The organism is Rhizobium beringeri (genome assembly GCF_004306515.1).
GTDB lineage: Bacteria > Pseudomonadota > Alphaproteobacteria > Rhizobiales > Rhizobiaceae > Rhizobium > Rhizobium beringeri.
The window spans coordinates 112377-137026 of record NZ_SILG01000007.1 but is presented as its reverse complement, the minus strand read 5'-3'; the positions used below and the strand labels follow the sequence as shown (position 1 = coordinate 137026).

Below are 24650 nucleotides of genomic sequence, written 5' to 3'. Positions count from 1 at the left end.
TGTGCGCGGGTATAGCTGACGACGATAATCACTCGCAAAAGGGTGGGGAGTTTACAATTTCACAGCGACGGTTGGGCTTTGAGCCTCAATATTGTCGAGCATCGAATTCTTCAATCGTTTCGGGGTCCTGCTTATATTCCCATTGCACACCGTTCAGCCGGCGCCAGATTTGTCCCGACGGGTTTCGGGCAGCACCGTCGACGAGTGGCACCGGCAAGAGGGTCTCGTATTTGTGCCAGAGTGTGACGTCAGTGACCTTGGCCTGCTTGGGCTTCCGGAACAGTTTGAAAAGGAGTGCGAAGTCCATTGGCGATTTTTCTCCAAGGGACTCAACTATAGGGACATTTTGGGTACTTTCAAGTACCCAAAATCGAGGAACTCGCAGAGCGGAAAATATCGGCACCACGGCTCACGAGTATCATTGCGCCATAGATCGACAAAGGTCAGGCTGGGGGCCCTTGATTGCGAGTGCCGCACAGAGGCCTCTGCGCACAGACGCCTCCAATTCTAGAAGCGCCTACATTTCCGCGTTGTCGTTGAACGGCAGTCCGCGAGTTCTCCATTCGTCCCTCAGTATATCTTCCAGTTCCTCGACCGTGAATTCGTCGAAGTTTGCCCAGAGCTGCACGGCCAGCGCCTTCAAATTCGACGTTGTTTCTGGGTCAGCATCGGCCGCCGCGGCGAGCCGATAGATTTCCTGGCGGAGTGCATCACTCTCTGTCATGTCGCTCCTCATGGCACTGCGCCAGCGCCTCCTGTTCGATGGCAGGTAACGAACAAGGTAATCCCTAAAGGCCTCGCACAGTTCCGATGAAGCTCCCGATTTCAGTTGAGGCCGGCGAGCGCGTTGCTCGCGGGACGTCGAGGGCGGGAGGCATGATCCAATTTCTCATTTGGAACGAAGCAACATTAAGTTTGTCGCAGGATGCCGGCCTCCTTCGCCGCAGCCTCAAACGCAGCTCGCGCTTCCGCACCGGGAACAACGCCATTCGCCGCGTCCAGGCATACCTTCCGCGCTGTCGCGTAGCTTGCGCTCCTGTTATCGGGCCAGGATTTCTTCAAAAATGCGACCGCCTCTCGAGCGCTCCTGATGACGTGATAACGATCATCTATCTTCAATTCGACGTTCGCATCCCAGATGCTGATCATGGCGTCCTCCGTGGGGCAGGCTTCCCACAAACGGATATTAGGAAGATCTGTTCCAAGGGGACGATCCGGCCGGAATTTTGGCAACAGCATGAGGCTCTTTCGTTTTAACCCAACAACCGCTCGCGATAGCCGTCGCTGTTGCGCTGCGTCCTACCGCCGTGCTTCGAAAGCTTCCCTTATCTTCGGTTTAAGCGCCTTCGATTCGGCTTTGCAGGTGCCTTGAAGAAAGTGGTGACAGGATGCCGATCCGGCCATGAGAGTCCCGTCCCCAAATCGCAAAACGCCCCCTCCCCACGCAAAGAGCCCCGCGGTTGTTGCGACCGCGGGGCTCCTTGACGCCTCACCCGGGAGAGGGGGTCAGGCGGCCTGTACCTTGCGGGTCGTGCGCGCCCATTCGGGCAGCCAGTCGCCGTGAGTGGCGAGCAAATCGTCGACCAGCGACCAGATCTGGTCGAGGTCGAGTTCGGCTGCCGTATGCGGGTCCATCATCGCGGCGTGATAGATGTGCTCGCGATTTTCCGTCATCAGCGCCTGCACCGTCAGCTCCTGCACGTTGATATTGGTGCGGATCAGCGCCGTCAGCTGCGGCGGCAGGTCGCCGATGAAGGTCGGCTGGATGCCGGAGGCATCGACGAGGCAGGGCACCTCGGCGGCGCAATTGGTCGGCAGCGAGGTGATGCAGCCATTATTGCGGACATTGCCGTAGATCACCGAGGGTTCGCCCGTCCAGACCGAGTTGATGATCGAGGAGGCATATTCCTTCGACGGCTGAACCTCGATCTTGTCGGCCGAGCGAAAGGCCTCCGCCTGCCCTTTCCAGCGCTCGATCTGCTCGATGCAACGCTTCGGATATTCATCGAGCGGAATGCCGAATTTCTCGATCAAGTCCTCACGGCCTTCCTTGATGAAATAGGGCGTGTATTCGGCGAAATGCTCCGAGCTTTCGGTAACGAAATAGCCAAGCCGCGTCAGCATCTCGTAGCGCACCTTGTTCGGGCAGCGCGGGTTCCAGCCGGGCTTCGGCGCCCTGCCCTCGCGATAGGCACGCAAAAGGTCGGGATAGAGGTTGCGGTAGGAACCGTCCGGCTGGCGATGCTCGAATTTGAGATAGAAGGCCATGTGGTTGATGCCGGCCGCGCGGTAGCGGATTTCCTCGTAGGGAATGTCGAGGTCATGGGCCAATTCCATCGCCGTGCCCTGCACAGAATGGCAGAGGCCGACCTGGCGGATGGTCGGATACTTCTCTGATATCGCCCAGGTGTTGATCGCCATCGGGTTGACATATTGCAGCATGATCGCCTCGGGGCAGACGGCGAGCATGTCCTCGCAGACTTTCCAGAGATGCGGCACGGTGCGAAGCCCGCGCATGATGCCGCCAACGCCGAGCGTATCGGCGATCGTCTGGCGCAGCCCGTATTTCTTCGGCACTTCGAAATCGGTGACCGTGCAGGGCTCATACCCGCCGATCTGGAAGGCGACGACGACGAAATCAGCACCCGAAAGCGCCTTGCGCTGGTCGGAATAGGTTTCCGCCTTCGCCTTCACGCCGAGCGTCGAGATCAGCTTGTTGACGACGATGGCGCTTTCTTCCAGCCGCTGCGGGTTGAGATCCATCAAGGCGATCGTCGCGCCTGACAGCGCGGGACGCTGCAGCACGTCGCCGACGATGTTCTTCATGAAGACGGTGGAGCCAGCTCCGATGAAAGTGATTTTGGGATTTCTTGCCATTATAACCTCCGGCATTCGGCAATCATGCTACCTCGAAAGCGGCCTTGACGAGCCGTTCGGTGTAGGCGGTCTTGGGATGGGTGAGAACCTCGTTGACAGGGCCCTCTTCGACGATCTTGCCATGCTGCATGACGATGACGCGATGGCAAAGCGCCCTGACGACCTTGAGATCGTGGGAGATGAAGAGGTAACTTAAGCCGCGCTCGTCCTGCAGCTTGCGCAAGAGTTCGATGATCTGCGCCTGGACGGAAAGGTCGAGCGCCGATGTCGGCTCGTCGAGCAGGATGAATTCCGGTTCCAGCGCGATGGCGCGGGCAATGGCGATACGCTGGCGCTGGCCGCCGGAAAATTCGTGCGGGAAACGCGACAGGATATTGCCCGGCATGCCGGCGGCAACAAGCGCCTCGCGCACCCGGTCCTGGCGTTCGGCCTTGGTCGCGCCCAGCCGGTTGACGACGAGACCTTCCTCGATGATCTGGCCGATCGTCATGCGCGGGTTGAGCGATGAGAAGGGATCCTGGAACACCACCTGCATGCGGGCGCGCAGTGGCCGCATCTCAGCCCGGGAAAGGCCGTGGATCGGCTGATGGTCGAAATGAATCTCGCCGCTATCGGGCGTGTTCAACCGCAGGATCGCCTGGCCGAAGGTCGTCTTGCCGGAGCCGGATTCGCCGACGAGACCGAGTGTCTCGTGGCGACGCAGCGTCAGGTCGAGGCTGTCGACGGCGACAAGCTCACGCATCGCCGGCTTGAGAAAAGTGCCGTGACGCATCATGAAGGAGACGCGCACGCCCTTGGCATCGAGGATGACATCCGACCCTTCGGGCAGCGGATTGGCCTGGCCACGCGGCTCGGAGGCAAGCAGATGCCTGGTATAGGCGTCCTGCGGATTGGCAAACAGCGCTTCGGTGGTGTTATGCTCGCGCACTTCGCCAAGCTGCATCACATAGACGTAGTCGGAGAACTGCCGCACCACGGTCAGGTCGTGGGTGATGAGGATGACGGCCATCCCCAGTTCCTTCTGCAGGTTGCGGATGAGGTTGAGGATCTGCGCCTGCACGGTGACGTCGAGCGCCGTCGTCGGCTCGTCGGCGATCAGCACATCAGGATCGTTGGCAAGCGCCATGGCAATCATCACGCGCTGGCGCTGGCCGCCGGAAAGCTGATGCGGATATTGCATGAGCCGCGCGGCGGGATCGGGGATCTGCACATGTTCGAGCAGTTCGAGCGCGCGCTTTTGCGCATCCCTCTTGCTGATCCGGCGATGGACGCGGATCGCTTCGACGATCTGGCTGCCGATCGTATAGATCGGGTTGAGCGAACTCATCGGCTCCTGGAAGATCATCGAGATGCGGTCGCCGCGCAGCTTGCGGCGCGCCCGCTCAGAGAACTTCAGGATATTGCTGCCGTCATAGGCGACCGTCGATTTCTCGGAGACGACGGCGCGCTTCGACAACAGCCCCATCACCGTTCGCGCCGTTACCGATTTGCCCGAACCGGATTCGCCGACGATCGCGATCGTCTCGCCGCGATAGAGCTGAAAGGAGACGTCCTTGACGGCTTCGACCATGCCGTCCTCGACCTTGAAATTTACCGCCACATTGCGGGCGTCGATGATTGGCGTGTCCGAACGGCCATCATGGTCGTGGCGGACGGGCGGGGCGAAGGAATTGACCAGAGCAAGAGCCATCTTCATCACCTCAATAAGGATCGACCGCGTCGCGCAATCCGTCGCCGAGCGCATTGAATGCGAAGACGGTGACGAGCACGAAGCCGACGGGGGAGAGAATCCAGGGATAGGAGCCGATGACCGAATAGGTCGCCGTATCCTGCAGCATCAGCCCCCAGGAGATCAGCGGTGGCTTGACCGCAAAGCCGAGGAAACCGAGGAAGGATTCCAAGAGCACGACGCTCGGTATATGCAGCGTCACCGCGACGATGACGTGGCTCATCACGTTCGGGAAGATGTGCTGCATGATGATGCGCGTGTCGGTGGCGCCGACGGCCATTGCCGCCCTGACATAATCGATGCGGGCAAGTGCTAAGGTCTTGCCGCGCACCTCGCGCGACATCTGCGCCCAGCCGAGCGCCGACATGACCGCAATGACGAAGGCCAGGAAGACGTTGGTCGGCGCCGTCACCGGGATCAGTGAGGTCAGAGCCAGATAGAGCGGCAGCTGCGGGAAGGCGAGCACCAGTTCGACGAAACGCTGCAACCAGATATCGAAAGTGCCGCCGAAATAGCCCGACACCATGCCGACGGTCGTGCCGATGATGGTGACGATGAAGACCACCGTCAGCGCAATGGTCAGCGAAATGCGCGAGCCGATGATGGCGCGCGACAGCACGTCGCGGCCGAACTTGTCGGTGCCGAGGAAATGCACCGGCTGGCCGTCGGTCGAGCCGAAGAAGTGCCGGCTGGCTGGGATCAGCCCGAAGAGTTGGTATTCAGCGCCCTTGACGAAGAAGCCGAGCAGCCGCGGGTTGTCGTAGTCGATGCCGACGATCGGCTGGAAGGTGACGGGGTCGAGCTCTTCGGAATCCGACAGCGCATAGACGCGCGGCTGGAAGACGAAATTGCCGTCCTTGTCGTGGAAGCTCATCACCTGCGGTGGCGCGAAGCCGACATCGGTCGCCTTCGGGTCCATCGGCGCAAAGAAATCGGCAAAGATCGCCATGACGATCAAGAGCACGACGAGCACCAGCCCTGCCATGCCGGTCCAGGAGCGCCTCAGCCGGCGCCAGACAAGGGCGATATAGCTTTCATGCCCACGCGATGGCTTGTTGATGGAAAGTTCTGTCGTCGGCGGAGGTGGCGCGGAGTCGAAAGCCAGCATCTCAGGCTCCTCCATATTGGCGGACACGGGGATCGAGCAGGGCGAGCAGCATGTCGGCGATGATGTTGCCGACGATCAGCGTCGCCGACAGCACCATCATGAAGGTGGCGGTGACATAGACGTCGCCGACCGCCATCGAGCCGACGATCGCCGGGCCGACGGTCGGCAATGCGAAAATGATCGCGGTTTCGATCTCGCCGGTCAGCATGTAGGGCAGAACGACGCCCTGGTACATCACCAGCGGGTGCAGCGCGTTCGGCACCGCATGGCGCATCACCACGGCTGCGCCGGAAAGCCCTTTGGCCTTGGCCGTTTCGACATACTGGGCATTCAGCGTATCGAGCAGATTGCCGCGCATGACGCGCATATTGTAGGCGAGCCCGCCGAAGGTGGCGATCGCCACGACCGGCCAGACATGGTGGACGAGATCGGCGAACTTCGCCCACGACCAGGGCGCCCCGCCATATTGCGGCGAGAAGAAGCTGCCGATTTCGGAGACGTTGAGCTGGAAGACCAGGAGATAGACGATGATCAGCGCCATCAGGAAACGCGGCACCGTCATGCCGAGGAAAGAAATTCCCGAAAGCAGGCTATCGATCCAGCTATATTGTCGCGTCGCCGCCCAGATGCCGAAGCCGATGCCGAGCACCGAGGCAAAGAGATGGCAGACGAGCGCCAGAAGCAATGTCCGCGGCAGGCGTTCACCGACGACATCGGCGACCGGCTTGTTGTAAAACATGCTGTAGCCGAAATCACCGCGGGTCACTATCCCGCCGATCCAGTTGACGTATTGGACGACCATCGGCTTATCGAGGCCGTGCTCGACCCGGTAGAGCTGCGCCTGCGCTTCGGCCTGGGCATAGGACGCGCCGCCCTGGTTGATCAGCTGGGATCTTATGTAATCGGCGTAGTCGCCGGGTGGTGCCTGGATGATCGCGAAGGTCACCACGCTCAGGATGAAGAGAATGGGGATCGCGGAGGCTATGCGCACGAGCAGGAATCGTAACATCGAACGGTTCGCTTCTCCTTGCCGCCAGTCGCTCCTTGTCAGCGCGGCCGGCTTGTTGGTCATATCAGGCCGCGCGCCACGCGCGGCCTGGAGCTCACTTCAGCTGGGAGGGAACTCTAGTTGATCGGGCCCTTTTCGCCGGGCTTGCCGGGTAGCTGTTCGGGGAACAGCTCGTATTTGCCCTGCTTGTCAGCAGCCACCCACAGGCGTTCGCGGATCACCGAATCTTCAGCCCAGTTGAACATCATGATCGGCGTACCCTGGGGCACGTTGGAGAACCGCTTGTTGACGATCAGGGCGCCCGGATATTCCGTCAGGCCGACGGTGTTGACGTGCTCCGTCGAGATCTTTTGATACTGCTTCATCAGATCGACGCGCTCGTCATTGTTCTGGCTCGTCCTGAACTTGTTGACGACATCGACAAGCTCCTTTTCGAAGGGCATCAGATCAAGCTGGTCATCCTTGCCGGCGCGATGGTGCCAACTGGTGCGCGGACCGACAGGGGCGAGCTGCTCGGTGTTCTGCACCACCGACGACAGCTCCGTCGTGTTGCGCTGGATCAGCCAGTCGAAGCGGCCTGCATAATGGGCGTCGTCACGCTTGGCGCCGTCGAGCGCATTGATGACGATCTTCAGCCCGAGCTTCTCCATCTGGCCGACGACACCTTCGGCAAGGCTCTTGTCGGTCGTGTACTGATTGTTGATCAGCATGACGATTTCGACATCTTTGCCGCCGAGCGTCCCGGCCGGGAAGTTCACGATGCCGTTGCCGTCGGTGTCCTTGAGACCGGCTTTGGCGAGTTCCGCCTTGGCACCCTTGAGATCATAGGGGTAGTAGACGGTCGAGTTGCGGTCATAGAAGCTGGTTCCGGAGGAGAGCCCACCGGGATAGATCGCGGTGAACGGTCCCTTGACCAGCGAGTCACCGATTGCCTTGCGGTCGAGCGCCATGGTGACGGCCTTGCGGAAGTCCTCGTTGCGGTTCAGCTCGCGGATCGCCTCACCGCGCTCGTCCGGGTTGCCCCAACCGTTGGCGGAGAAGTTCATGCGCAGATTGTAGCCGATGAGACGCGGACCGAAGGCAAGGCGGGCGGGCGCGGTCTTCTCGGCGGCGCGCTTCAGCGACGCGACGAAGTTTTCCGGCTGCTCGAGGTTGGAGAAATCGGCGGATCCTGCCACGGCCTGAACGTCACGGTCGGCCCAGGTCGAGAGCTTGTAGTGCAGTTCGTTCAGATAGGGCAGCTGATCGCCCTTCTCGTCGACCTTCCAGTAATAGGGGTTGCGGCGCATGACGATGATGTCATCAGGGCGATATTCGACCGGTACCCAGGCGCCCATGACCGGCATGTTCATGAACTCGGGCGGGAAGGCGTTCTTGAACTGGTCGTAGGTGTTCTTCGAATATTTCGGATGCTTCGACTTCAGGATGTGCGACGGACCCGGGCAGAAATTCGGGTAGGACATGGTGTAGAGATATTGCTTCGGGAAGGCCTCCTTGAAGGTCCATTCGACGGTGTAATCGTCGACCTTCTTCAGCGTCGTCCCGACGCCGAAGGCTTCCGGCGAGGCGCCGCCGCCGAGCGGCGAGACGTTCGGGTCGACGACTTCGTCATCCCAGTAGAACATGATGTCGTCGGCATTGAACGGCGCGCCGTCAGACCATTTGGCGCCTTCGATCAGGTGCATGGTCAGCTTGTGGCCGTCTTCGGACCAATCCCAGCTCTTGGCGAGGTTCGGCAGCGGCTCGGTGTCTGAGGCCTGCACCTGGAACAGCGGCGCGGTGCGCGTCAGGCATTCGGAGAGACCGATATCGATGCCGCCCCAGCCCTGCGTCTGGCCGGCGCCGTAGTTCCAGCCTTCCGGCCGGCCGCCGATGACGTGGCGCATCGTATCGCCGTAGACACCGATGCCGTCGGGCATATTGCCTGTCTTGAAGACCAGCGGCTCCTTCGGCAGGCGGTCCTTGACCGGCGGCAGCTTGCCGGTGGCGACGAAATTCTTCGTGACCCAGTCGGGCTCGTGATATTCGGGCAGCGCCTTGAACTCCAGGATGGAGTCGCGCGCGACATAGTTGATCTTGCCTTCGGCCGGAAAGTCCGCCGGTTTCGGTGGAGCGGTTGGCTCGGAGGCATATGCATTCAGCGCTGCGGCTGAGACGCTGAGCGCCAGTCCGGCCAGAATGCCTGCGTTACGAAAATTCATCATCGTTTCTCCCTCTTGTTCCGGAGCGCGATCACGCGGCTCCTTTCTCCTCGAACACGTGAAACCGGGCCGGACGCCGCGGATTTCCCTCCCGGAAACCCCCGGCAACCCATCCTTCACGAAAATCAGACGGCCTTTTTCAGTGCCGCCTTTTCCGCGCGCAGCTCCTCGATCGAGCGAACGTTGCGGCGTGCGGCCCCCGCCCAGTCGCGGGTCTGCACCTTCGATTTCGACAGCCGCTCCTTGGCGGCCGGCACGGCATGGGCATATTGCGGCAGCCAGGCGGCCTGGGCAACGACCATCTCGTCGACCATCTGCCAGACTTCCTCAGGCGTCGAGACGGCGCCGACCAGCGGGTCGTGCAGGACGGCAAGCTTCAGAAGGTCGATATCGCCTGATATGGCCGCGTGCACCGACATGCGCTGGACGTTGATCGAGGAAATGCAGGTGGCCGCGCAGGCTTCCGGCAGGGTGACGCCGGAGACCATGTTGATGCCGAAGCGGTCGACGAAGCCCGGCGATTCGATGATCGCGTCCGAAGGAAGGTTGGTGATGACACCATTGTTCTTCACGTTGAAATGGCCGCGATAGACCCGGTTCGTCTCCAGCGCCTCGAGGATATGGCTTGCATGCTCGTTCGAGCGCTTGGCAGGATCAATTGGCTGCGAGGCGGATTCCAGGAATTGCGGATATTCCGTCTCGAACCAGTTGCGCGTTTCCGTCGAATGACGAAGGTAGCCACCGGTCTCGCCGTGGATCCAGTCGGACATGTCGATCCAGCGGGTGATCTCGTCCGGCCGCTTGCGATACCAGGGCAGGTATTCCGAGAGATGGCCGTTGCTTTCGGTGGAATAGACGCCAAAACGCTTCAGCACGTCGATGCGCAATTTCTCCTGCTGCGAATAGACCGGATGCGCCTCGAAGGCGCCGATCAGCTCATCCTTGCCGATCCTGCGGCCGTTGAGGCGCAGGTCGATGAACCAGGTCTGGTGGTTGATGCCGGAGCAGATATAGTCGAGCTCGCTTACCGACTTCGCGCCGAGCACCTCGGCGATCTGCTCGGCGCCGTGCTGGACGCCGTGGCAGAGGCCGACGGTATCGACCTTGCCGTATTCGATCGCCGCCCAGGTGTTCATCGCCATCGGGTTGGCATAGTTCAGGAATTTCGCCCCGGGCGCCGCCACTTCGCGGATATCCTTGCAGAAGTCGAGAATGACGGGGATGTTGCGCTGGCCATAGAGGATGCCGCCGGCGCAGATCGTATCGCCGACGCATTGGTCGATGCCGTATTTCAGCGGGATTCTGATATCGTCGGCATAGGCCTCGAGCCCACCGACCCGGACGCAGCTGATGATGTAGCGTGCGCCTTCCAGCGCCTGGCGCCGGTTGGTCGTCGCCGTCACCTTCGTCGGCAGCCCGTTCGCCTCGACGACGCGATCGAGGATCGCCTTGATCATCTCGAGATTGTGTTCGCTGAGGTCGGTCAGCGCGAATTCGATGTCGCGAAACTCCGGAACGCACAATATATCGGTGAACAGCTTCTTGGTGAACCCGACGCTGCCCGCACCGATGATAGCGATTTTGAAACTCATGATCTTCACCTCGACCCATTCGAATGCTAAGGAAAAGAAGTTATGGAGGATCGGGCCGCATGCTGACGCATGTGGCTGAAAACGCCGTAAAATCTGCCTTTTTCCTCCCGGCCGCTCTGTCGGCCGTGGTCTCTTCCTCTTGTCGAGCGGGATTATGCCCGAAATCGGCAGGGCGACCAGAGAAGGATTATGCTTTCAGGGGTAATTTTGTGCTGCAGGATTTGATCGCCAACGGACAGTCGATGAGGACGGTTTCGCTGCCCCGGGGCCGCCAGCGATTGCATGCCATGCCGACCAGCGCCGGCTATGAAGTGCGCGAGAACGAGACCTATGATTGGGATGGCCGCCGGCGCGGCCAAACCCCCTTCACCGTGCTGCAGCACACGATCAGCGGCAGCGGCAAGCTGCGCTATCAAAACCGCAACTATCGCCTTCAGGGCGGCGACACGCTGCTCGTTCTGGTGCCGCACAATCATCGCTACTGGCTGGAGAAGGGCGACCGCTGGGAATATTTCTGGATCTCGATGAATGGCGAGGAAACGCTGCGCATCCACCAGATGGTGCTTTCGACCGCTGGCCCGGTGCTGAAGCTGCAGCCCTCGACCATCGATCACCTCGCCGATTGCAGCCTGCGTCTGGTGAGGGGTGCGACGTCGCCGGGTGCCGCCTCGGCGATTGCCTACGAAGCGGCGATGGCGCTTTACGACGACGTCTTCGGTTCGCCGGCCTTTGCCGCCGAGCTCAGCCTGATGCAGCCGGTGATCGACCATATCAATGCCAATCTCGAAAAGCCGCTCCCGGTCAGCGAGCTCGCCGGCATCGTCGGCCTCAGCCGCGCGCATTTCTCGCGCAGTTTTGCCGAGAGCGAGGGCATGCCGCCGGCCGAATTCGTGCTGCAGCAACGCCTGCAGCGCGCCGTCAAGCTTCTGACCAAGGCGGACTTCCTGCCGGTCAAGGAAGTCGCCATCATGTGCGGCTTCGAAGACCCCAACTATTTCTCCAAGGTCTTCCGCCGCGTCTACGGTACCAATCCCACGGAATTCCGCACGACGGGCATGTATGCCAGCATCGGAAAACTGAGATAGCCGGCCAGCTGCTAAACCAGTTGCGTCAGGCCGGCACCTCGAACACCATGTTGAACGGGGTTTCCGTCGCGGTAGATTTACCCGCCTTCTGGAAATCTCGCGACTTCGTGATCGAGAGGGCGAGCATCCTGATACTCCGCTTTTGCCTCTATCACACGCTCCTGCCTCGCCCGCAGGCGGTCGAACTTGCCGAAGTCGGTCATGACGCTGACCAGGACGCTACCCGTCCAACCGAAGGTGAAGAGGCCCGACATGCCAATGATGGGGCCGAGCAGACGCCACCGATCCGGGAGAGTGACGGTTCCCTCGCCCAGCGTCGTATAGCTCTCAAGCACGTAGTAGTAGCTGTCACGCATCGAGGGGATGATGGCCCTGACATAGAGAGGCATCGCCCAGATCAGCGTTTCTGCGAAATGCAGAATCGCCAGCGCGGCGATCGTCGCGGCCAGCATCAAGTTCAGACGCCAGTGCGGCGTGGCCTCCGTGACGCCTGCCCATGACTTGCTGAACTGAAGGCTGATGCTCCGGATACCCGCGCCGTGTACGAAGATGACCACAACGAGAAACACAGTGCCGACGAGTATTTCCAGAACTGGATCAGGATTCGATAGATGGTCCAATTGCTACGTCCTCGGTCTTGCAACGCCCGCTGGAAGGGTAGTTAGCCTTCCAACGCGCCGAAACCAGCACTGGCATGTTGCTATACCCTGGCGCTAGTAGCAGGGTGGATAGGGGTAATATCCGCAAGCCGGAGGCGGATAATAGCGACGATCCTCTGCGACTGCGGCACCGATTGCCGCCCCCGCAACAACGCCCGCTCCGTAATAGGCGCCCGGATGGGCATACCATCCGCCACGCCAGACGGGGGCGCGAAAACCAGCGCCTCCGACGGCGACGCCCCCGTAAGGACCACGTGCCGCAAACCAGTCGATGAACAGCGATGCGGGGCCGTCGGCTCCGGCGAGATCACCTTCGAGCACGGCCACGTCGAAGGTGAGGTTTGCTCCCTCGAGCTTTGGCGTCTTCAGGACGACCACCGCATCGGCGACCGAATCTCCCTTTCCGCTCAGGACCGATATCGTCGCATTGGGAGGATCCTTGGCAAAGCTATCTGCCCCCTCACCCCACTGCTTGATGAACTCGGAGGTCAGTACGTGACCTGCAGAGCGCACCGGGCGGTCGGCAAACACGATAGACACTGCCGCGATGCCGCTCATCGTCAGTTTGCCGTTCTCGAGCCTCGCCCCTCCGGAATTGAGGACGGCCAGCGACGGCACCATTTTTGACTTAGGTGCGCCGATGGTCTTCTGCGCGGGCGCCGAGATGGCGTCCTGCGCGAGAACCGGCGTTGACGACAGAAGACCTGCTGCGATTGCGATCAGGCACATATCGGAGATTCTAATCATCTGCTTCCTCCCGTTTTTCCACTGAGTGGCGTTATTTCAACAGTCCCAGATTGATCAGTTGAACCCGTCGATTGTCTGCCGACTCCGGGTGACCTGGATCGATCGGCCATTCCTCGCCGGCTCCCACTGAAAAAAGGCGATCTGGCGAAACCGCAAAGGTGGTCGAGAGCGCTTCGTTGATCGCGTCGGCGCGTTTCTGGCTGAGTTCGAGATTGTGCTTGGCGGTTCCCGTCGCGCTCGAGTGCCCGACGATCAGGAACTTGTACCGGAACAGGTCCGGATGGTGCAGGGCGTCGGCGATGAGCCCGACGGTGCGGTAGGATTTTGGCTCGATGGCAGTCGAGTTGTTTTCGAAGTCGATCTCGACGATCAACTGCGAGAGCTCTGACAACTTGTTCCAGTTGGGCAGGGTCGCGACGCCCTTCCCGACATTGGCGTTGGCTTCCTCCACGAGCAGAGCGACGTCGACGGCGGGAGCCGCCGCCTTGACCCGTCCGAGAGTGGTCATGATCTGCGTGTTGTCGAGCTGCTGGGCAAAGCCGATGCACGGAACCATTAGCAGGCAGAGTGCCAGCGAAATGCGATGGCCATGAACGATCATCTTGTTCTTCCTTTTTCCGGTCATGGTTCACCGCCATCCAGCGTCGGTGATTGCCTGGTTGCAAGCCTTGTTGTCCACGCGCTTCGTCTCTACGAGGCAGGAGAGGATGTTCCCGTCGCCCTTCACGCTATTGCAGTATTGGGAGATGTCATGCTGGCAGACCTTGAACGCCGACGCCTGCGCCTCCTGGCGCTGGGCAATCGATGACATGACGCTGCCAAGGGTAGCCGTGCAGGTCGGGGAGACCTTAGACGCGTTCTTCTCGAGGCAGGCCTGGATGCGGCCGTTCCCGAGGTTCTCGCCATTGCAGAGCTTCTTGATGTCGGGGCCGCACTCTTTGGCGAGGGTCGTGACCGCATCGGCGTAGCTCATGGTGTCGGCGCGCCCGACGGCGGTTAGGGCGAGGAAGCCGGCGAGCGCCGCGCCTGCGAAGATGCCAAGTCTGTCTATCATCATTGTCCCTCCTGGAGCTGGTGTGCGTCGAATGCCTGGTGTTATCGTCGTGGCCGTTTGAAAGGGAAGACCGCGGGTCTGTCCAGGGTCTGCTCGATCTCGGCCCGCATGCTGTCGATCAGTTCCCTATATTCGGCGAGGCGCTCGTCACGCTCGGGAGCGGTTGACCGTTCCCTTCGCACTTTTTCGTTGTTCGCGATCTCGAAGTCGTCGCAAAGGTCGCGAAACCCCTCGCTGCGCAAAGCGAACTCCTCGATCGCATCAGCACGGTCCTTGAGGCAGCTCTTTACGAAACCAACACCGTTTGCCATCCGGTTTCATCCATTCGCGTGGATCGCCTGACAGCAGGCGATCTCAGGACATGATGGTACAAATCTCTCCCATCGCTCTTTCCTTGTCGCCGTCCCTGCTCTGTTGGCGTTCGCTTCGAACGCCGCCCCCGGCGCAGAGCAGTCTCGTCGAACGTATCATTGCTCTCTCCTATCGACCTCCAAAGCCAGGCATCAGGATGGTCGGGATGATTTATCGTCGGGCAATTATTTCGCTACATGGATGCCGGGCGGCTGCCAGGTGCCTTTGCCAGCAGGCAGGATCGAAGGCGCTTCCGTCTTCGGCCAGTACAGGCGCATTACCAGGTAGATCGTGTCATTTGGCGCAGGCAGCCAATTTGCCGCCTTTTCCACGCCGGGGCTGTCTTTCTGGATGTAGAGGGTGAGCGAACCATCCTCGTTCTTCTTCATGCCGGGCAGCATCGGCGAGTTGATGAGATAACGGTTGATCGGGTTCTTGATCAGGAGCTGGCTCTTGCCGTCATAAATCGTCACCGACCAGAAGGAGTTCACCGGCGGGAGTTGCCCGGCGGGAAAGGTGAGAGTGTAGTTGTGCTTGCTGCCGTCAAGCGGTTCCCCGGTCGCATCTGTTCTGGTGAAAGGATACATGGCCTCTGCTGCATCGTTGCCATAGAGGCCTGCCTTTGCGGCTCCGGCCCGCAGCAACCAATCGCCGTTGTAGAAGGCTTCGTCGCCAAGAAGCGAGCTGACGTTCCAGCCGTTGATCGGTTTGTTTCCGCTGGCCAGCCATTTGTCGATTTTATCGTCGCCTTGCTTCATGCCCACCAGGATTTCGGCCTTATGTTCGAGCGATAGATCCTTCAACTCGAAGGTCTTGCCCGGACCGATGCCGATCTTCGTCAGTTTCGCACGGATTTCCTTGTCCCGTGGCGTCTCGGGGACGTATTGCAGTGCCGCGTCGAGATATTGGAAGAAGTTGTCCTTGATTCCGGAAGTGGTGGCCGGCAGGAAATCGATCTTCGGCGCGGTCGGCGGGGCGGGTTGCTTCAGGAAAGCGGAAAGCGGCTGCGCCTTGTAGCCGGCCTGTACCTTTTCCACGTTCGGCATATCTTCGACGTTGATAAGCTGAGTCCGAAAATTGGCGAACACGAACGGGGTGGTCGAGGAAAAGACTTGGCTGATGCCGGCCGGTTTCTCGCCTTTCCAGTCGGGTCCGACAACCAGATAGGAGCCCGGAACGTTTCCCGTAGCGCGGCTGCCGACATAGCCAAAGTTATAGGTGTTGCCGTCAATCAACTGCACCGAATAATAGCGCTCCTTCTCCACCGCCGACACGGAGATCACCATCGGCTCGGCGCGCAGATCCAGCCACAGAATGGAGTACGGCGTGTCGCTGTTGGGCGTGACGACCGCCGTGTCTTCGTAGGTCGCCACGTGGTTGAGGTTGTCGATCTTATTGAACGGCGCCTTGAACTGGCTGGACTTCGGGTCGACGGCGAACTCGTGCATGACCGCATAGTTCATCACCAGCGGCAGGCCGTAGATGAAGCCTTCCTCGGCGATGTCCTTGGCCTCGATGATGCCGGGATAGCTCTGCGCCATCAGCCGGCGTGGCCTTGCAATCGCGGCGCCGGCGGCGATCGCCGCGGCGGAGCGAAATAGATCTCGCTTCGTCAACATTTGCCGTACTCCTGTCTTATTCGATGAGTTATCGAATCCCCTGCGGCAGCACTTCCGCCCCATCCAACCGGGAGACACGGGGTTGCTTGCGACCGCGATGGTGGCCAAGCACTGTAAAAGCGCAAGTATGTAACTGTAACTTACTAGTATGGCGCCCGGCGCCGCGGACGCATGGTACGGGTGATCAGGGCAGTACTACACAATATCTACCTGGAAAGATAAATTCGACCTGGAGTGACTACACCCGACGGTCTTACCTTTGTGGACGACGTTCAATTTCGAGTGTAGGTTACAGTCGGTCGGGGAAACAAAGCTACTTCGTGCATACGCTGCCTCAAGAGCGGGTGAGGAGAAGGCCATGCAGAACCAATCGCCACCGGCGCGCGATGCAGCGCCGGGTTTGTCGCGTGCTCCACCGAACCAGGACGAGATTCGCGCGCAACTCGAACATATCCTTTACAGTCATGAATTTCCGAAGGTGGGCCAAAGCGCGATGCGGCCGGATTTCATTCCCAACGTGGTGGCCGAACTCAAGGCGAGAAACTTCCGACCCGCCGACAGGGCAAGACTGATCGCGGACATCAGAAAGGCTGGCCTTGCGGCGTCTGACGAGGTGGAGGCCTCTATGCTCTGGCGGCCTCAAGGATCGCCCGTGCTTGTGCCGCGGTAGCGCCGCGGGGCCAGTGAACCAAGCCGTTACGGTACAGATGCTACCAGATGTTACGGGCTTTTGCCGTCGTCCGACTGTAGCGTTGCCCGCATTGCAATGATCGATCTAGAGGGCACGTGTCGTTGGCCAGGCAATCACGAAGGTTTGGCGCTGCGTCGTCGGGGTCTACTACTGTTAGGACGAGGCAGTCGAGGGGCTGTCAAGAGATTGTTCGATGAGGGCGATGCGTGGGCAGAAATAGTAGCGTTGCGCGGGCGTCGGCTCCTGCGGGCTGGTTTCGTTGGGTTCTTGTATGTGCGGCGGCCATGGCACTTGCGGGATGTGGCGGCCATCCAAAGGACGTGCTGACACCCGTGGCCGACACGTCGCCGCAGTCACCGAAGGTCGACATGCTGATCGCGACGACCCGCACTCGGTCGACCGTTCCAGGGGAGATGTTCAACGGAGAACGTGCGCTGGCCCCGGCCTTCGCCGACATGACGATCTCGATCCCGCCCAGCAAAGTTCGCAAGGAAGGACAGGTCGCCTGGCCGAAGAGATTGCCGTCCAATCCGGCGACCGACTTTGCGACCGTGAAGGCCGACGATCTCAACGTCGACGAAGCCAAGAAGTGGCTGAGCGCGAGCGTCAGGAAGACCCCCGACGGTAGCGTCCTTGTCTTCATCCACGGTTTCAACAACCGGTTCGAGGATGCGGTCTACCGTTTCGCGCAGATCGTTCACGACTCCGGCGTCCATAGTGCGCCCATCCTGGTGACGTGGCCGTCGCGCGGCAGCCTGCTCGCCTACGGCTATGACCGTGAGAGCACTAACTATACCCGCAACGCCTTGGAGACGCTTTTCCAGTATCTGGCAAAGGATTCCGAGGTGAAGGAAGTCTCGATCCTCGCGCACTCGATGGGCAATTGGCTGGCTCTGGAATCCTTGCGCCAGATGGCTATCCGCAATGGCCGGCTGCCGGAGAAGTTCAAGAACGTCATGCTGGCGGCTCCCGACGTCGACGTGGACGTGTTCCGGCAGCAGATCGCGGATATGGGAAAGAAGCACCCACAGTTCACGCTGTTTGTCTCCCGTGACGACAAGGCGCTTGCGTTTTCGCGCCGGGTCTGGGGCGATGTCTCCCGGCTCGGCGCCATCGACCCGGAGCAGCCCCCGTATAAGAAGGAGCTCGAGGACAACAAGATCATGGTGATCGACCTTACCAAGATCAAATCCGGCGACAGCATGAACCACGGCAAGTTCGCGGAATCGCCACAAATCGTGCAGCTCATTGGCCAGCGTATATCCGAGGGGCAGACGCTGACCGACAGCCACGTCGGAATTGGCGACCAGATTTTGGTGGCGACCACTGGAGCTGCGACGGCTGCTGGGAACGTTGCCGGCCTGGTTCTCGCAGCACCCGTTGCCGTAATCGATCAGGACACTCGCGACAACTACGCCACCCATGTCGGAACCCTGGCGGGCACGAGTGGGACGCAGCCGGCCGCAGCAGCGGTGAAGCACTGCGCGGAAGGACGACCGACGCCGAACTGCACACGCTAATATTCTAGGTTCTGGCCTAGCTGTTCAGTCCCGGCATTGGATGGATTGGATTTAATCTGAATCGTTTTGGCTCGGATGTCCACTGCTTGCAGATGAAGTCGTAAGGCGTGAGCCCTTTGAGCGTCTTCAATCTTCGTCCGAAGTTGTAGGCGTCGATGAAGTCGGCAAGATGCTTTTTCAGTTGTGCGTGATCGTCGTAGTGGAAGCGCTTGACAGTGGCTTCCTTGATGGTCCGGTTCATCCGCTCGACCTGTCCGTTGGTCCAGGGGTGCTTCACCTTCGTCAGACGATGCTCAATGCTGTTACCGGCAATGCTTCTCCGGATTGGCTTTGGGCGTTCGTTTCCACGATCAGCAGTTTCGCAAACCGGACAGAGCATACCAGAAGCTACGAGCCTCGGATGGCGTAAGCAGGTAGTCTCCGGGCCAATTCAACAGAGGAGGACATCATGAACCGCATAATATTCGCTGCCGCCGCCCTCGCAGCCTCCGCCGCCATCGCCTATGCACAAGACCCGATCGTCGGGAACTGGAAGACCGAACTTGGCGATACCGCCGCGATCGCTCCCTGTGGCAGTGGCTACTGCATCACGTTGAAGTCCGGTAAACATGCCGGCGAGCAGATCGGGAACTTCAATGGCAAGGACGGGAGCTACGAGGGCAAGATCACCGATCCAGATGCGAAAAAGACCTACGACGGCTCCCTGACGGTCTCCGGCAATGCGCTGAAGATGAAGGGCTGCGTCCTCAAGGTAGTCTGCGAGTCGCAAACCTGGCCCCGCCTTTGATGGCTGCACTAGGACAATATCGACGAAGCCCGCCTCAACTGACGGTTGGTGAAGCCGTGGCTTGGCACGTGTTTCTCGCGGGCCAGCAGAGCGAAATTCTCCGTCGTTTCGTCATCACCTGCCTCAATGTCGACCCGGTTCCGCCAACAGTTCCAGGAGGCCTCCCAACCCGATCACTATGAAGACGTCCTCCCCTTGGACGGCTACCATGACCGGGGGCGAGCTTCGCAAGGTGCGGTTTCCGTGGGCCTTCAAAAGTCGGACGAGTAGCGTCTCAGGATCAAAGGCCCCATGACCATGATCCTGTCCTCCTTCATGATCGCTCCGGAACCTGGCTTGGAAAGCCAATGCGGGAGATGGAATCGGTCTGGTCGACCCTTTGGCAGAACTTCGTCCGGATGGGGCCGGAGAACTGCCGTCTTTCATCATCGTCAAATGCCGGGGGATGGTCTGTTTGCCGGCATCGGAAAACTAAGATAGCCGGCCAGCTGCGTCAGGCCCGCACCTCGAACACCATGTTGAACGGCGTTTCCGTCGCACGACGGAAATGCGTGAATCCGGCGTCGAGCGCGACCTTTCGGAGTTTCATTTCTCCCGCCTGCGCGCCGAGCCCGAGCCCCACCTCCTGGGAGAGTGACGCCGGCGTGCAGATCATCGTCGACGCGCCGTAATAGACGCGGCCGACCGGGTTGAGATTGTCCTTGAGATGGTCATGGGCAAAAGGCTCGACGATCAGCCATGTCCCGTTCGGCCCAAGCGTTTCCTTGACGTGCCGGCCGGCCCCGACCGGATCGCCCATGTCGTGAAGGCAGTCGAACATGGCGACCATGTCATAGCCGCGCCCCGGAAATTCCGCCGCCGAGCCCTGCTGGAACGTCACACGGTCGGCGACGCCCGCATCCTGGGCGGCGGCCTTTGCTCTTTCGATCGACGGGCCGTGATAGTCGAAGCCGGTAAAGCGGGAAGCGGGATAGGCCTGCGCCATCAGGATGGTAGATGCCCCATGACCGCAGCCGACATCGGCGACACTGGCGCCAGCCTTGAGCTTTTCTTCGACCCCGGCAAGAGCCGGTATCCACTCGGCGACGAGATGGCTGTTGTAGCCTGGGCGAAAGAACCGTTCGGTGCCTCGGAAAAGGCAGGTGCTGTGCTCATGCCAGCCGAGACCCTTGCCGGTGCGGAAGGCGTCGGCGACCTTGGGCTCGTCCATCCACATGGATTGGACGACCTCGAAGGCGCCGACGAAAAAGGCGGGGCTGTTTTCCTCGGCAAACACCATCGCCTGTTCCGGCGTCAGGCTGAAACGATCGGTCTTTTCATCGTAAGCGACATAGTCCGCAGCCGCCTGGGCGCTCAGCCATTCCCTGAGGTAGCGCTCCTTTACTCCGGTTTTCGCGGCCAGATCCTGAACGCTCATCGGCGTTCCGTCGGCCATCGCCTTGAAGATTCCGACCTTGTCGCCAAGCACGACCAAGGCACCTGACATGGCGGCGCCGACGTCTCCGACGAGACGACCGACAAGCGCATCGAGTTTTTGCATATCTGGTTCACGCATTGTTGCCTCCCCCGCGCGTGATAAGTATAATCTAAATTAGACCTTAATAATATTCAGTCAATCAATCTTCCCTTTCGCCAGATGAGCGTGGAGTATTAATGGTCTAAAGAATGGAATAGGCAGACCATTCCAGAGAGATCGCAACTCTCGGATTGGCGAATGTCAAACGGCTCAAAATGCCTATTCCGTCAGGGGCTTTCTCGTCGTGTCTTGTCTGGAGATTACATTTTTTATATAATCTACCGGAGACAGAATCACACTTTTGATGCAAGGTTATTGTTTTGTGTCTATCTTCCGCTCAATGCCGCGCCGCGCGTGCCCTTTTGGCATGGTCTCAGGACGACCTCTCATCCGCGTCGAAAGTCGCCAAAGCGACGATTGCTAATTTCGAGGCCGGGAAGCGTTCTCCCTATGAACGAACCCTTCAGGATATGAAGCATGCCCTGGAAGGCGGCGGCGTCATTTTCATCCCTGAAAATGGTGGGGGTGCGGGCGTTCGCCTTGCAAAACGCGCGGATGCGTCGATCGACACGAATGAAACCGAGACGGTTCAATATGAAGAATATCTCAAAAACGACGCACCGCCCGGTGCAGGTGGCTGAATGATGGCAAAGAAAGAGAAGCTCGAACACTCCGAACTGGCGGGAGAATTCACCGACGACGGGATCACCGTGCTCGTCGATATCTTCCGCACATCCGGCAGCAATGAAGACTGGACGATGGAGGTGGTCACGCAGGCGGAGGATCTGATCCGCTGGGACGAGCCATTTGCGACTGACCGGGATGCCTTCGACGAATTCCTGGCCGTCGTCGCCCGCGACGGCATTCGATCGTTTCTCGAAGATGAAGAGCCATCCGTGCATTGAGGGTATCCCGTGAAAAGTATCAATGATCTCGTCGCATCAGCGAAAACCGTCTGCGACCGATACCGGGCCGGGCGGATGGAGCGCGAAACGGTGCGGGAATGGGTTCTCGGACTCGGCGCCTATCCATCGCCGCATGGAGAGCGCGTGCGGGAAGCGGCGGAATGGTTCCGCTTGCACAATCGCGAGCCTGTTTCGGAAGACATCGTGCTCGTGGACATCGACCGGCTTGCGGCGATTTCAGCGCCGTGATCCCGGGGCGTGTGCGCGGACAGGCCAGCTGCAAGGGCTCGCCTATATCCGATCTTAGCCAGTCATTGCCTGACCGTTCGATGCGGAATGGATCGCAGCAGTGCCGGCGCTGTTTTACGGTTGCCTCGCCGCCTCGATCCGGACTGGCGCAATTACGCCGTTACGAGACGGCGTAGGACCAATGACGATCATGAGCCTTATGCATAATACCCTCATCGCAGCTGCCATGCGGAGCGGTCTGGGGGTTCCGCAGCTTCGGCAAATGTGACACTCCTTACGAGGCTGGCATGGCTCCTGCATCTCACGCGCGAAGCGTACGTCAAGCGCGGCTAGGGTATTTTAATTCGTGCGATAAGTAGAAGGAACAGCACGTGGCAGCATTTCCGGAAAAGGCAAAGGTCGTCATCATCGGGCTCGGCGGTATCGTCGGCGCCTCCATCGCGCATCATCTCGTCGAGCGGGGATGGGACGATATTGTCGGCATCGATAAGTCGGGCATACCGACCGATATCGGCTCGACAGCCCATGCCTCGGACTTCTGTTACACCACGAGCCACGACTATCTGTCGGTCTGGACCACGCAATATTCGATCGATTTCTACGAGAAGATGGGCCATTACGCCCGCATCGGCGGCCTCGAAGTGGCGCGCATCGGCGACGATGCCTGGATGGAGGAAATCAAGCGCAAGCTATCCTCGGCCCGCGCTTTCGGCACACGCGCTCACTATGTCAGCCCTTCCGAGATCAAGGAGAAGTTCCCGCTGATCGAAGAAGATCAGGTGATGGGCGGCCTTTTCGATCCGGATGCCGGCCTGGTCATTCCGCGCTCGCAGACCGTTGCCGGCAAGCTGGTCGATGCCGCCGAAAAGGCTGGCAAGCTGCAGGTGTTCGGCAACACGCCGGCGAAGTCGCTGATCGTCGAAGGCGGTCGCATCAAGGGCGTCGTCACCCATCGCGGCACCATCATGGCCGACCACGTCATCGTCTGTGCCGGCCTCTGGGGGCGCCTGATCGCGGAGATGGTCGGCGAAGACCTGCCGGTCATGCCGGTCGACCACCCCCTCACCTTCTTCGGTCCGTATAACGAGTTTGAAGGTACCGGCAAGGAAATTGGCTTCCCGCTGCTGCGCGATCAGGGCAACTCCGCCTATATGCGCGATACCGGCGACCCGGCGACGACGGAGGGCGGTCAGATCGAATGGGGCTACTACGAAGCCACCAATCCGCGCATGTGCCATCCGCGCGATATTCTCGAAAAACACGAAGCGCGCCTTTCGCCCTCGCAGCGTGACCTCGAGATGGAACAGATCATCGAGCCGCTCGAGCGCGCCATGGAGCTGACGCCGATCCTCGGCGAACTCGGCTATAACGAAGGTCACTCCTTCAACGGCCTGCTGCAAGTATCGGCTGGGGGCGGCGCCTCCTGCGGCGAGAGCCAGAAGGTGCGCGGCCTCTGGTATTGCGTTGCCATCTGGGTCAAGGACGGCCCGGGCTACGGCAAGCTGATCGCCGACTGGATGACCGATGGCCGTACTGAAATCGATCACAACAGCATCGACTACGCGCGCTTCTATCCGCATCAGTTGACGGAAGAGTTCATCGAGGGCCGCTGCTACGAAGCCGCCCAGAAGATCTATTTCCCGGCTGTTCACACCCGCGAACCCTATGCATCCGGCCGCAACGCCAAGCGCTCGCCCTTCTACGAGCGCGAAAAGGAGCTTGGCGGCTACTTCATGGAACTTGGCGGTTGGGAGCGTGCGCACGGCTACGCCGCCAATGAGCACCTTCTGGAGAAATACGCCGACCGCGTCCCGGTTCGCGAGAACGAATGGGACAGCCGCCATTTCTGGCGCGTGTCGAATGCCGAGCATCTGGCGATGAGCGAGGATTGCGGCATCGTCAATCTCAGCCACTTCCACATGGTCGATATCGAGGGACCTGACCATGTCGAACTGATGGAATGGCTTTGCGCCGCCAAGATCGGCGGCGATGCAAACATCGGCAAGGGCGTTTACACCCACTTCCTCGACGACGAAGGCATGGTGCGCGCTGACTTCACCGTCTTCCGCATGGCCGACCGGTGCCGTCTCGTCAACGGCGCCGATGCCGGCCCGCGCGACCTGCACTATATGAAGCGCGTCGCCGAAGACCGCGGCCTTGACGTGATCATCTCAGACGTCTCGGAAAAATTCGTGACGATCGGCATCTGGGGTCCGAACGCGCGCGACACGCTGAAGAAGGCTGTGGCCGATCCGGCCGGGCTCGACCAGGAAAACTTCGCCTTTGCGGCGATCAAGCCGATCGAAATCGCAGGCAAGCCCGTCACCGCCTTCCGCATCTCCTATGTCGGCGAGCAGGGCTGGGAACTGCACATGAAGTACGAAGACGGCCTCGCGGTCTGGGATGCGCTGCGCTCGACCGGCGTGATGGCTTTCGGCGTCGAGACCTATGCGAACTCGCGCCGCATGGAAAAGAGCCTGCGCCTGCAAAACGCCGACCTCCTGACCCAGTACAACCTGATCGAAGCCGATCTCGCTCGTCCGAAGGTCAAGGAAGCCGATTTCCGCGGCAAGGCCAAACATCTGAAATACAAGGCACGCGAGCACCAGCCGGCGATGCTCTGCACGCTTGTGATGACCGAGAATACCGATAAATCGGGCGTTAAACGTTATCCCGTCGGCAACATGCCGGTTGTCGATCCCGCCACGGGAGACGTTCTGGTCGACGAGCTTGGCCGCCGGTCCTACACGACCTCGGTCGCCTACGGCCCAACGGTCGGAAAGAACATTGCCTTGGCCTATCTACCCTGGTCGCATTGCCAGGTCGGACGTAGGCTGAATGTCGAGTATTTTGCCGAGAGTTATCCGGTGGAGGTTGTCGGCGTTGGGTACAAGCCGATCTATGACCCAGAAAATCTGAAGCCGCGCACTTAAGCACTCAACCGGATGATG

The 24650-nt window shown here is 60.1% G+C and carries 24 protein-coding genes and 2 pseudogenes; 9 read left to right on the top strand and 17 right to left on the bottom strand.

The features are described from left to right. Nucleotides 1-85 precede the first annotated feature (85 nt). The 9 genes from ELH03_RS36780 to ELH03_RS36740 all read right to left on the bottom strand — a co-directional run bounded on the left by ELH03_RS36780 (nt 86) and on the right by ELH03_RS36740 (nt 10516). The gene (locus ELH03_RS36780) at nt 86-307 is read right to left on the bottom strand and encodes a hypothetical protein (RefSeq protein ID WP_130767614.1); all 222 of its coding nucleotides are present in this window, start codon (nt 305-307) and stop codon (nt 86-88) included. Nucleotides 308-517: 210 nt separating this feature from the next. Beyond that, nucleotides 518-724: a hypothetical protein gene (locus ELH03_RS36775; RefSeq protein WP_018069897.1), complete on the bottom strand. Its 207-nt coding sequence runs from the start codon at nt 722-724 to the stop codon at nt 518-520. Nucleotides 725-909: 185 nt separating this feature from the next. Next, nucleotides 910-1149, bottom strand: coding sequence for a DUF982 domain-containing protein (locus ELH03_RS36770; RefSeq protein ID WP_128404153.1), 240 nt, complete (start codon nt 1147-1149; stop codon nt 910-912). Nucleotides 1150-1506: 357 nt separating this feature from the next. After that, the gene (locus ELH03_RS36765; protein WP_128409943.1) at nt 1507-2877 is read right to left on the bottom strand and encodes an alpha-glucosidase/alpha-galactosidase; all 1371 of its coding nucleotides are present in this window, start codon (nt 2875-2877) and stop codon (nt 1507-1509) included. Between the two features lie 22 nt (nt 2878-2899). Beyond that, a complete protein-coding gene (locus ELH03_RS36760) occupies nt 2900-4567 on the bottom strand; it encodes an ABC transporter ATP-binding protein (RefSeq protein WP_130660463.1) in 1668 nt (555 codons plus the stop codon). Nucleotides 4568-4577: 10 nt separating this feature from the next. Beyond that, nucleotides 4578-5714, bottom strand: coding sequence for an ABC transporter permease (locus ELH03_RS36755; protein ID WP_017968293.1), 1137 nt, complete (start codon nt 5712-5714; stop codon nt 4578-4580). 1 nt (nt 5715) lies between these two features. After that, complete coding sequence (locus ELH03_RS36750; protein ID WP_024319918.1) at nt 5716-6723, bottom strand: ABC transporter permease; 1008 nt, start codon at nt 6721-6723, stop codon at nt 5716-5718. A 116-nt stretch (nt 6724-6839) separates the two neighbouring features. Next, nucleotides 6840-8927, bottom strand: coding sequence for an ABC transporter substrate-binding protein (locus tag ELH03_RS36745; protein WP_130767613.1), 2088 nt, complete (start codon nt 8925-8927; stop codon nt 6840-6842). A gap of 122 nt (nt 8928-9049) precedes the next feature. Further along, the gene (locus ELH03_RS36740) at nt 9050-10516 is read right to left on the bottom strand and encodes an alpha-glucosidase/alpha-galactosidase (RefSeq protein WP_130660464.1); all 1467 of its coding nucleotides are present in this window, start codon (nt 10514-10516) and stop codon (nt 9050-9052) included. 59 nt (nt 10517-10575) lie between these two features. Here ELH03_RS36740 and ELH03_RS36735 point away from each other — a divergent pair, with 59 nt between their 5' ends. Beyond that, the gene (locus ELH03_RS36735) at nt 10576-11601 is read left to right on the top strand and encodes an AraC family transcriptional regulator (RefSeq protein WP_197727834.1); all 1026 of its coding nucleotides are present in this window, start codon (nt 10576-10578) and stop codon (nt 11599-11601) included. A gap of 77 nt (nt 11602-11678) precedes the next feature. Here the strand turns inward: ELH03_RS36735 and ELH03_RS36730 are convergent, their stop codons facing one another. The 6 genes from ELH03_RS36730 to ELH03_RS36705 all read right to left on the bottom strand — a co-directional run bounded on the left by ELH03_RS36730 (nt 11679) and on the right by ELH03_RS36705 (nt 16031). Next, complete coding sequence (locus ELH03_RS36730) at nt 11679-12221, bottom strand: two pore domain potassium channel family protein (protein WP_018497053.1); 543 nt, start codon at nt 12219-12221, stop codon at nt 11679-11681. A 93-nt stretch (nt 12222-12314) separates the two neighbouring features. Next, nucleotides 12315-13007, bottom strand: a complete 693-nt coding sequence (locus tag ELH03_RS36725; RefSeq protein WP_128404158.1) for a hypothetical protein — start codon at nt 13005-13007, stop codon at nt 12315-12317. A gap of 31 nt (nt 13008-13038) precedes the next feature. Continuing rightward, nucleotides 13039-13608, bottom strand: coding sequence for an OmpA family protein (locus ELH03_RS36720; RefSeq protein WP_130767632.1), 570 nt, complete (start codon nt 13606-13608; stop codon nt 13039-13041). 27 nt (nt 13609-13635) lie between these two features. Then, on the bottom strand, nt 13636-14064 hold the full coding sequence (locus ELH03_RS36715; protein ID WP_130767612.1) for a cysteine rich repeat-containing protein: 429 nt from the start codon (nt 14062-14064) through the stop codon (nt 13636-13638). Between the two features lie 38 nt (nt 14065-14102). Continuing rightward, on the bottom strand, nt 14103-14372 hold the full coding sequence (locus tag ELH03_RS36710) for a hypothetical protein (protein ID WP_130767611.1): 270 nt from the start codon (nt 14370-14372) through the stop codon (nt 14103-14105). A 225-nt stretch (nt 14373-14597) separates the two neighbouring features. After that, the gene (locus ELH03_RS36705; protein ID WP_130767631.1) at nt 14598-16031 is read right to left on the bottom strand and encodes a DUF1254 domain-containing protein; all 1434 of its coding nucleotides are present in this window, start codon (nt 16029-16031) and stop codon (nt 14598-14600) included. Between the two features lie 487 nt (nt 16032-16518). Between ELH03_RS36705 and ELH03_RS36700 the strand changes: the two are divergent. Both ELH03_RS36700 and ELH03_RS36695 read left to right on the top strand, forming a co-directional pair. After that, nucleotides 16519-16701: pseudogene (locus ELH03_RS36700) on the top strand (adenylate cyclase); the annotation flags it as partial. Nucleotides 16702-17006: 305 nt separating this feature from the next. Beyond that, nucleotides 17007-18242 (top strand): alpha/beta hydrolase, encoded by a 1236-nt coding sequence (locus ELH03_RS36695; RefSeq protein WP_130660467.1) that lies wholly within the window; start codon nt 17007-17009, stop codon nt 18240-18242. Between the two features lie 16 nt (nt 18243-18258). On the opposite strand, the pseudogene ELH03_RS36690 reads toward ELH03_RS36695, so the two are convergent. Beyond that, nucleotides 18259-18546 (bottom strand): annotated as a pseudogene (locus tag ELH03_RS36690) (integrase core domain-containing protein); the annotation flags it as partial. 144 nt (nt 18547-18690) lie between these two features. Between ELH03_RS36690 and ELH03_RS36685 the strand changes: the two are divergent. Then, nucleotides 18691-19029: a DUF2147 domain-containing protein gene (locus ELH03_RS36685; protein WP_018482998.1), complete on the top strand. Its 339-nt coding sequence runs from the start codon at nt 18691-18693 to the stop codon at nt 19027-19029. Between the two features lie 493 nt (nt 19030-19522). Here the strand turns inward: ELH03_RS36685 and ELH03_RS36680 are convergent, their stop codons facing one another. Then, nucleotides 19523-20584 (bottom strand): class I SAM-dependent methyltransferase, encoded by a 1062-nt coding sequence (locus tag ELH03_RS36680; RefSeq protein WP_130767610.1) that lies wholly within the window; start codon nt 20582-20584, stop codon nt 19523-19525. Nucleotides 20585-20865: 281 nt separating this feature from the next. Here ELH03_RS36680 and ELH03_RS36675 point away from each other — a divergent pair, with 281 nt between their 5' ends. From ELH03_RS36675 to ELH03_RS36655, 5 genes are all read left to right on the top strand, one after another. After that, the gene (locus tag ELH03_RS36675; RefSeq protein ID WP_105009339.1) at nt 20866-21186 is read left to right on the top strand and encodes a helix-turn-helix domain-containing protein; all 321 of its coding nucleotides are present in this window, start codon (nt 20866-20868) and stop codon (nt 21184-21186) included. 3 nt (nt 21187-21189) lie between these two features. Beyond that, nucleotides 21190-21450: a hypothetical protein gene (locus tag ELH03_RS36670; protein WP_025397793.1), complete on the top strand. Its 261-nt coding sequence runs from the start codon at nt 21190-21192 to the stop codon at nt 21448-21450. A 9-nt stretch (nt 21451-21459) separates the two neighbouring features. Then, on the top strand, nt 21460-21699 hold the full coding sequence (locus ELH03_RS36665) for a hypothetical protein (RefSeq protein ID WP_130660470.1): 240 nt from the start codon (nt 21460-21462) through the stop codon (nt 21697-21699). Nucleotides 21700-21799: 100 nt separating this feature from the next. After that, nucleotides 21800-21967, top strand: coding sequence for a hypothetical protein (locus tag ELH03_RS36660; protein WP_326492261.1), 168 nt, complete (start codon nt 21800-21802; stop codon nt 21965-21967). Between the two features lie 103 nt (nt 21968-22070). Beyond that, on the top strand, nt 22071-24632 hold the full coding sequence (locus ELH03_RS36655) for a GcvT family protein (protein ID WP_130767609.1): 2562 nt from the start codon (nt 22071-22073) through the stop codon (nt 24630-24632). Nucleotides 24633-24650 lie beyond the last annotated feature (18 nt).

Bases quoted from the DNA above. Each gene is read 5' to 3' on its own strand.
- ELH03_RS36765 (WP_128409943.1), bottom strand. From the start codon at position 2,877: ATGGCAAGAAATCCCAAAATCACTTTCATCGGAGCTGGCTCCACCGTC.
- ELH03_RS36725 (WP_128404158.1), bottom strand. From the start codon at position 13,007: ATGATTAGAATCTCCGATATGTGCCTGATCGCAATCGCAGCAGGTCTT.
- ELH03_RS36770 (WP_128404153.1), bottom strand. From the start codon at position 1,149: ATGATCAGCATCTGGGATGCGAACGTCGAATTGAAGATAGATGATCGT.
- ELH03_RS36680 (WP_130767610.1), bottom strand. From the start codon at position 20,584: ATGCGTGAACCAGATATGCAAAAACTCGATGCGCTTGTCGGTCGTCTC.
- ELH03_RS36745 (WP_130767613.1), bottom strand. From the start codon at position 8,927: ATGATGAATTTTCGTAACGCAGGCATTCTGGCCGGACTGGCGCTCAGC.
- ELH03_RS36755 (WP_017968293.1), bottom strand. From the start codon at position 5,714: ATGCTGGCTTTCGACTCCGCGCCACCTCCGCCGACGACAGAACTTTCC.
- ELH03_RS36685 (WP_018482998.1), top strand. From the start codon at position 18,691: ATGAACCGCATAATATTCGCTGCCGCCGCCCTCGCAGCCTCCGCCGCC.
- ELH03_RS36695 (WP_130660467.1), top strand. From the start codon at position 17,007: ATGGCACTTGCGGGATGTGGCGGCCATCCAAAGGACGTGCTGACACCC.
- ELH03_RS36760 (WP_130660463.1), bottom strand. From the start codon at position 4,567: ATGGCTCTTGCTCTGGTCAATTCCTTCGCCCCGCCCGTCCGCCACGAC.
- ELH03_RS36780 (WP_130767614.1), bottom strand. From the start codon at position 307: ATGGACTTCGCACTCCTTTTCAAACTGTTCCGGAAGCCCAAGCAGGCC.
- ELH03_RS36775 (WP_018069897.1), bottom strand. From the start codon at position 724: ATGACAGAGAGTGATGCACTCCGCCAGGAAATCTATCGGCTCGCCGCG.
- ELH03_RS36710 (WP_130767611.1), bottom strand. From the start codon at position 14,372: ATGGCAAACGGTGTTGGTTTCGTAAAGAGCTGCCTCAAGGACCGTGCT.
- ELH03_RS36720 (WP_130767632.1), bottom strand. From the start codon at position 13,608: ATGATCGTTCATGGCCATCGCATTTCGCTGGCACTCTGCCTGCTAATG.
- ELH03_RS36750 (WP_024319918.1), bottom strand. From the start codon at position 6,723: ATGTTACGATTCCTGCTCGTGCGCATAGCCTCCGCGATCCCCATTCTC.
- ELH03_RS36670 (WP_025397793.1), top strand. From the start codon at position 21,190: ATGGCAAAGAAAGAGAAGCTCGAACACTCCGAACTGGCGGGAGAATTC.
- ELH03_RS36715 (WP_130767612.1), bottom strand. From the start codon at position 14,064: ATGATGATAGACAGACTTGGCATCTTCGCAGGCGCGGCGCTCGCCGGC.
- ELH03_RS36735 (WP_197727834.1), top strand. From the start codon at position 10,576: ATGCTGACGCATGTGGCTGAAAACGCCGTAAAATCTGCCTTTTTCCTC.
- ELH03_RS36740 (WP_130660464.1), bottom strand. From the start codon at position 10,516: ATGAGTTTCAAAATCGCTATCATCGGTGCGGGCAGCGTCGGGTTCACC.
- ELH03_RS36705 (WP_130767631.1), bottom strand. From the start codon at position 16,031: ATGTTGACGAAGCGAGATCTATTTCGCTCCGCCGCGGCGATCGCCGCC.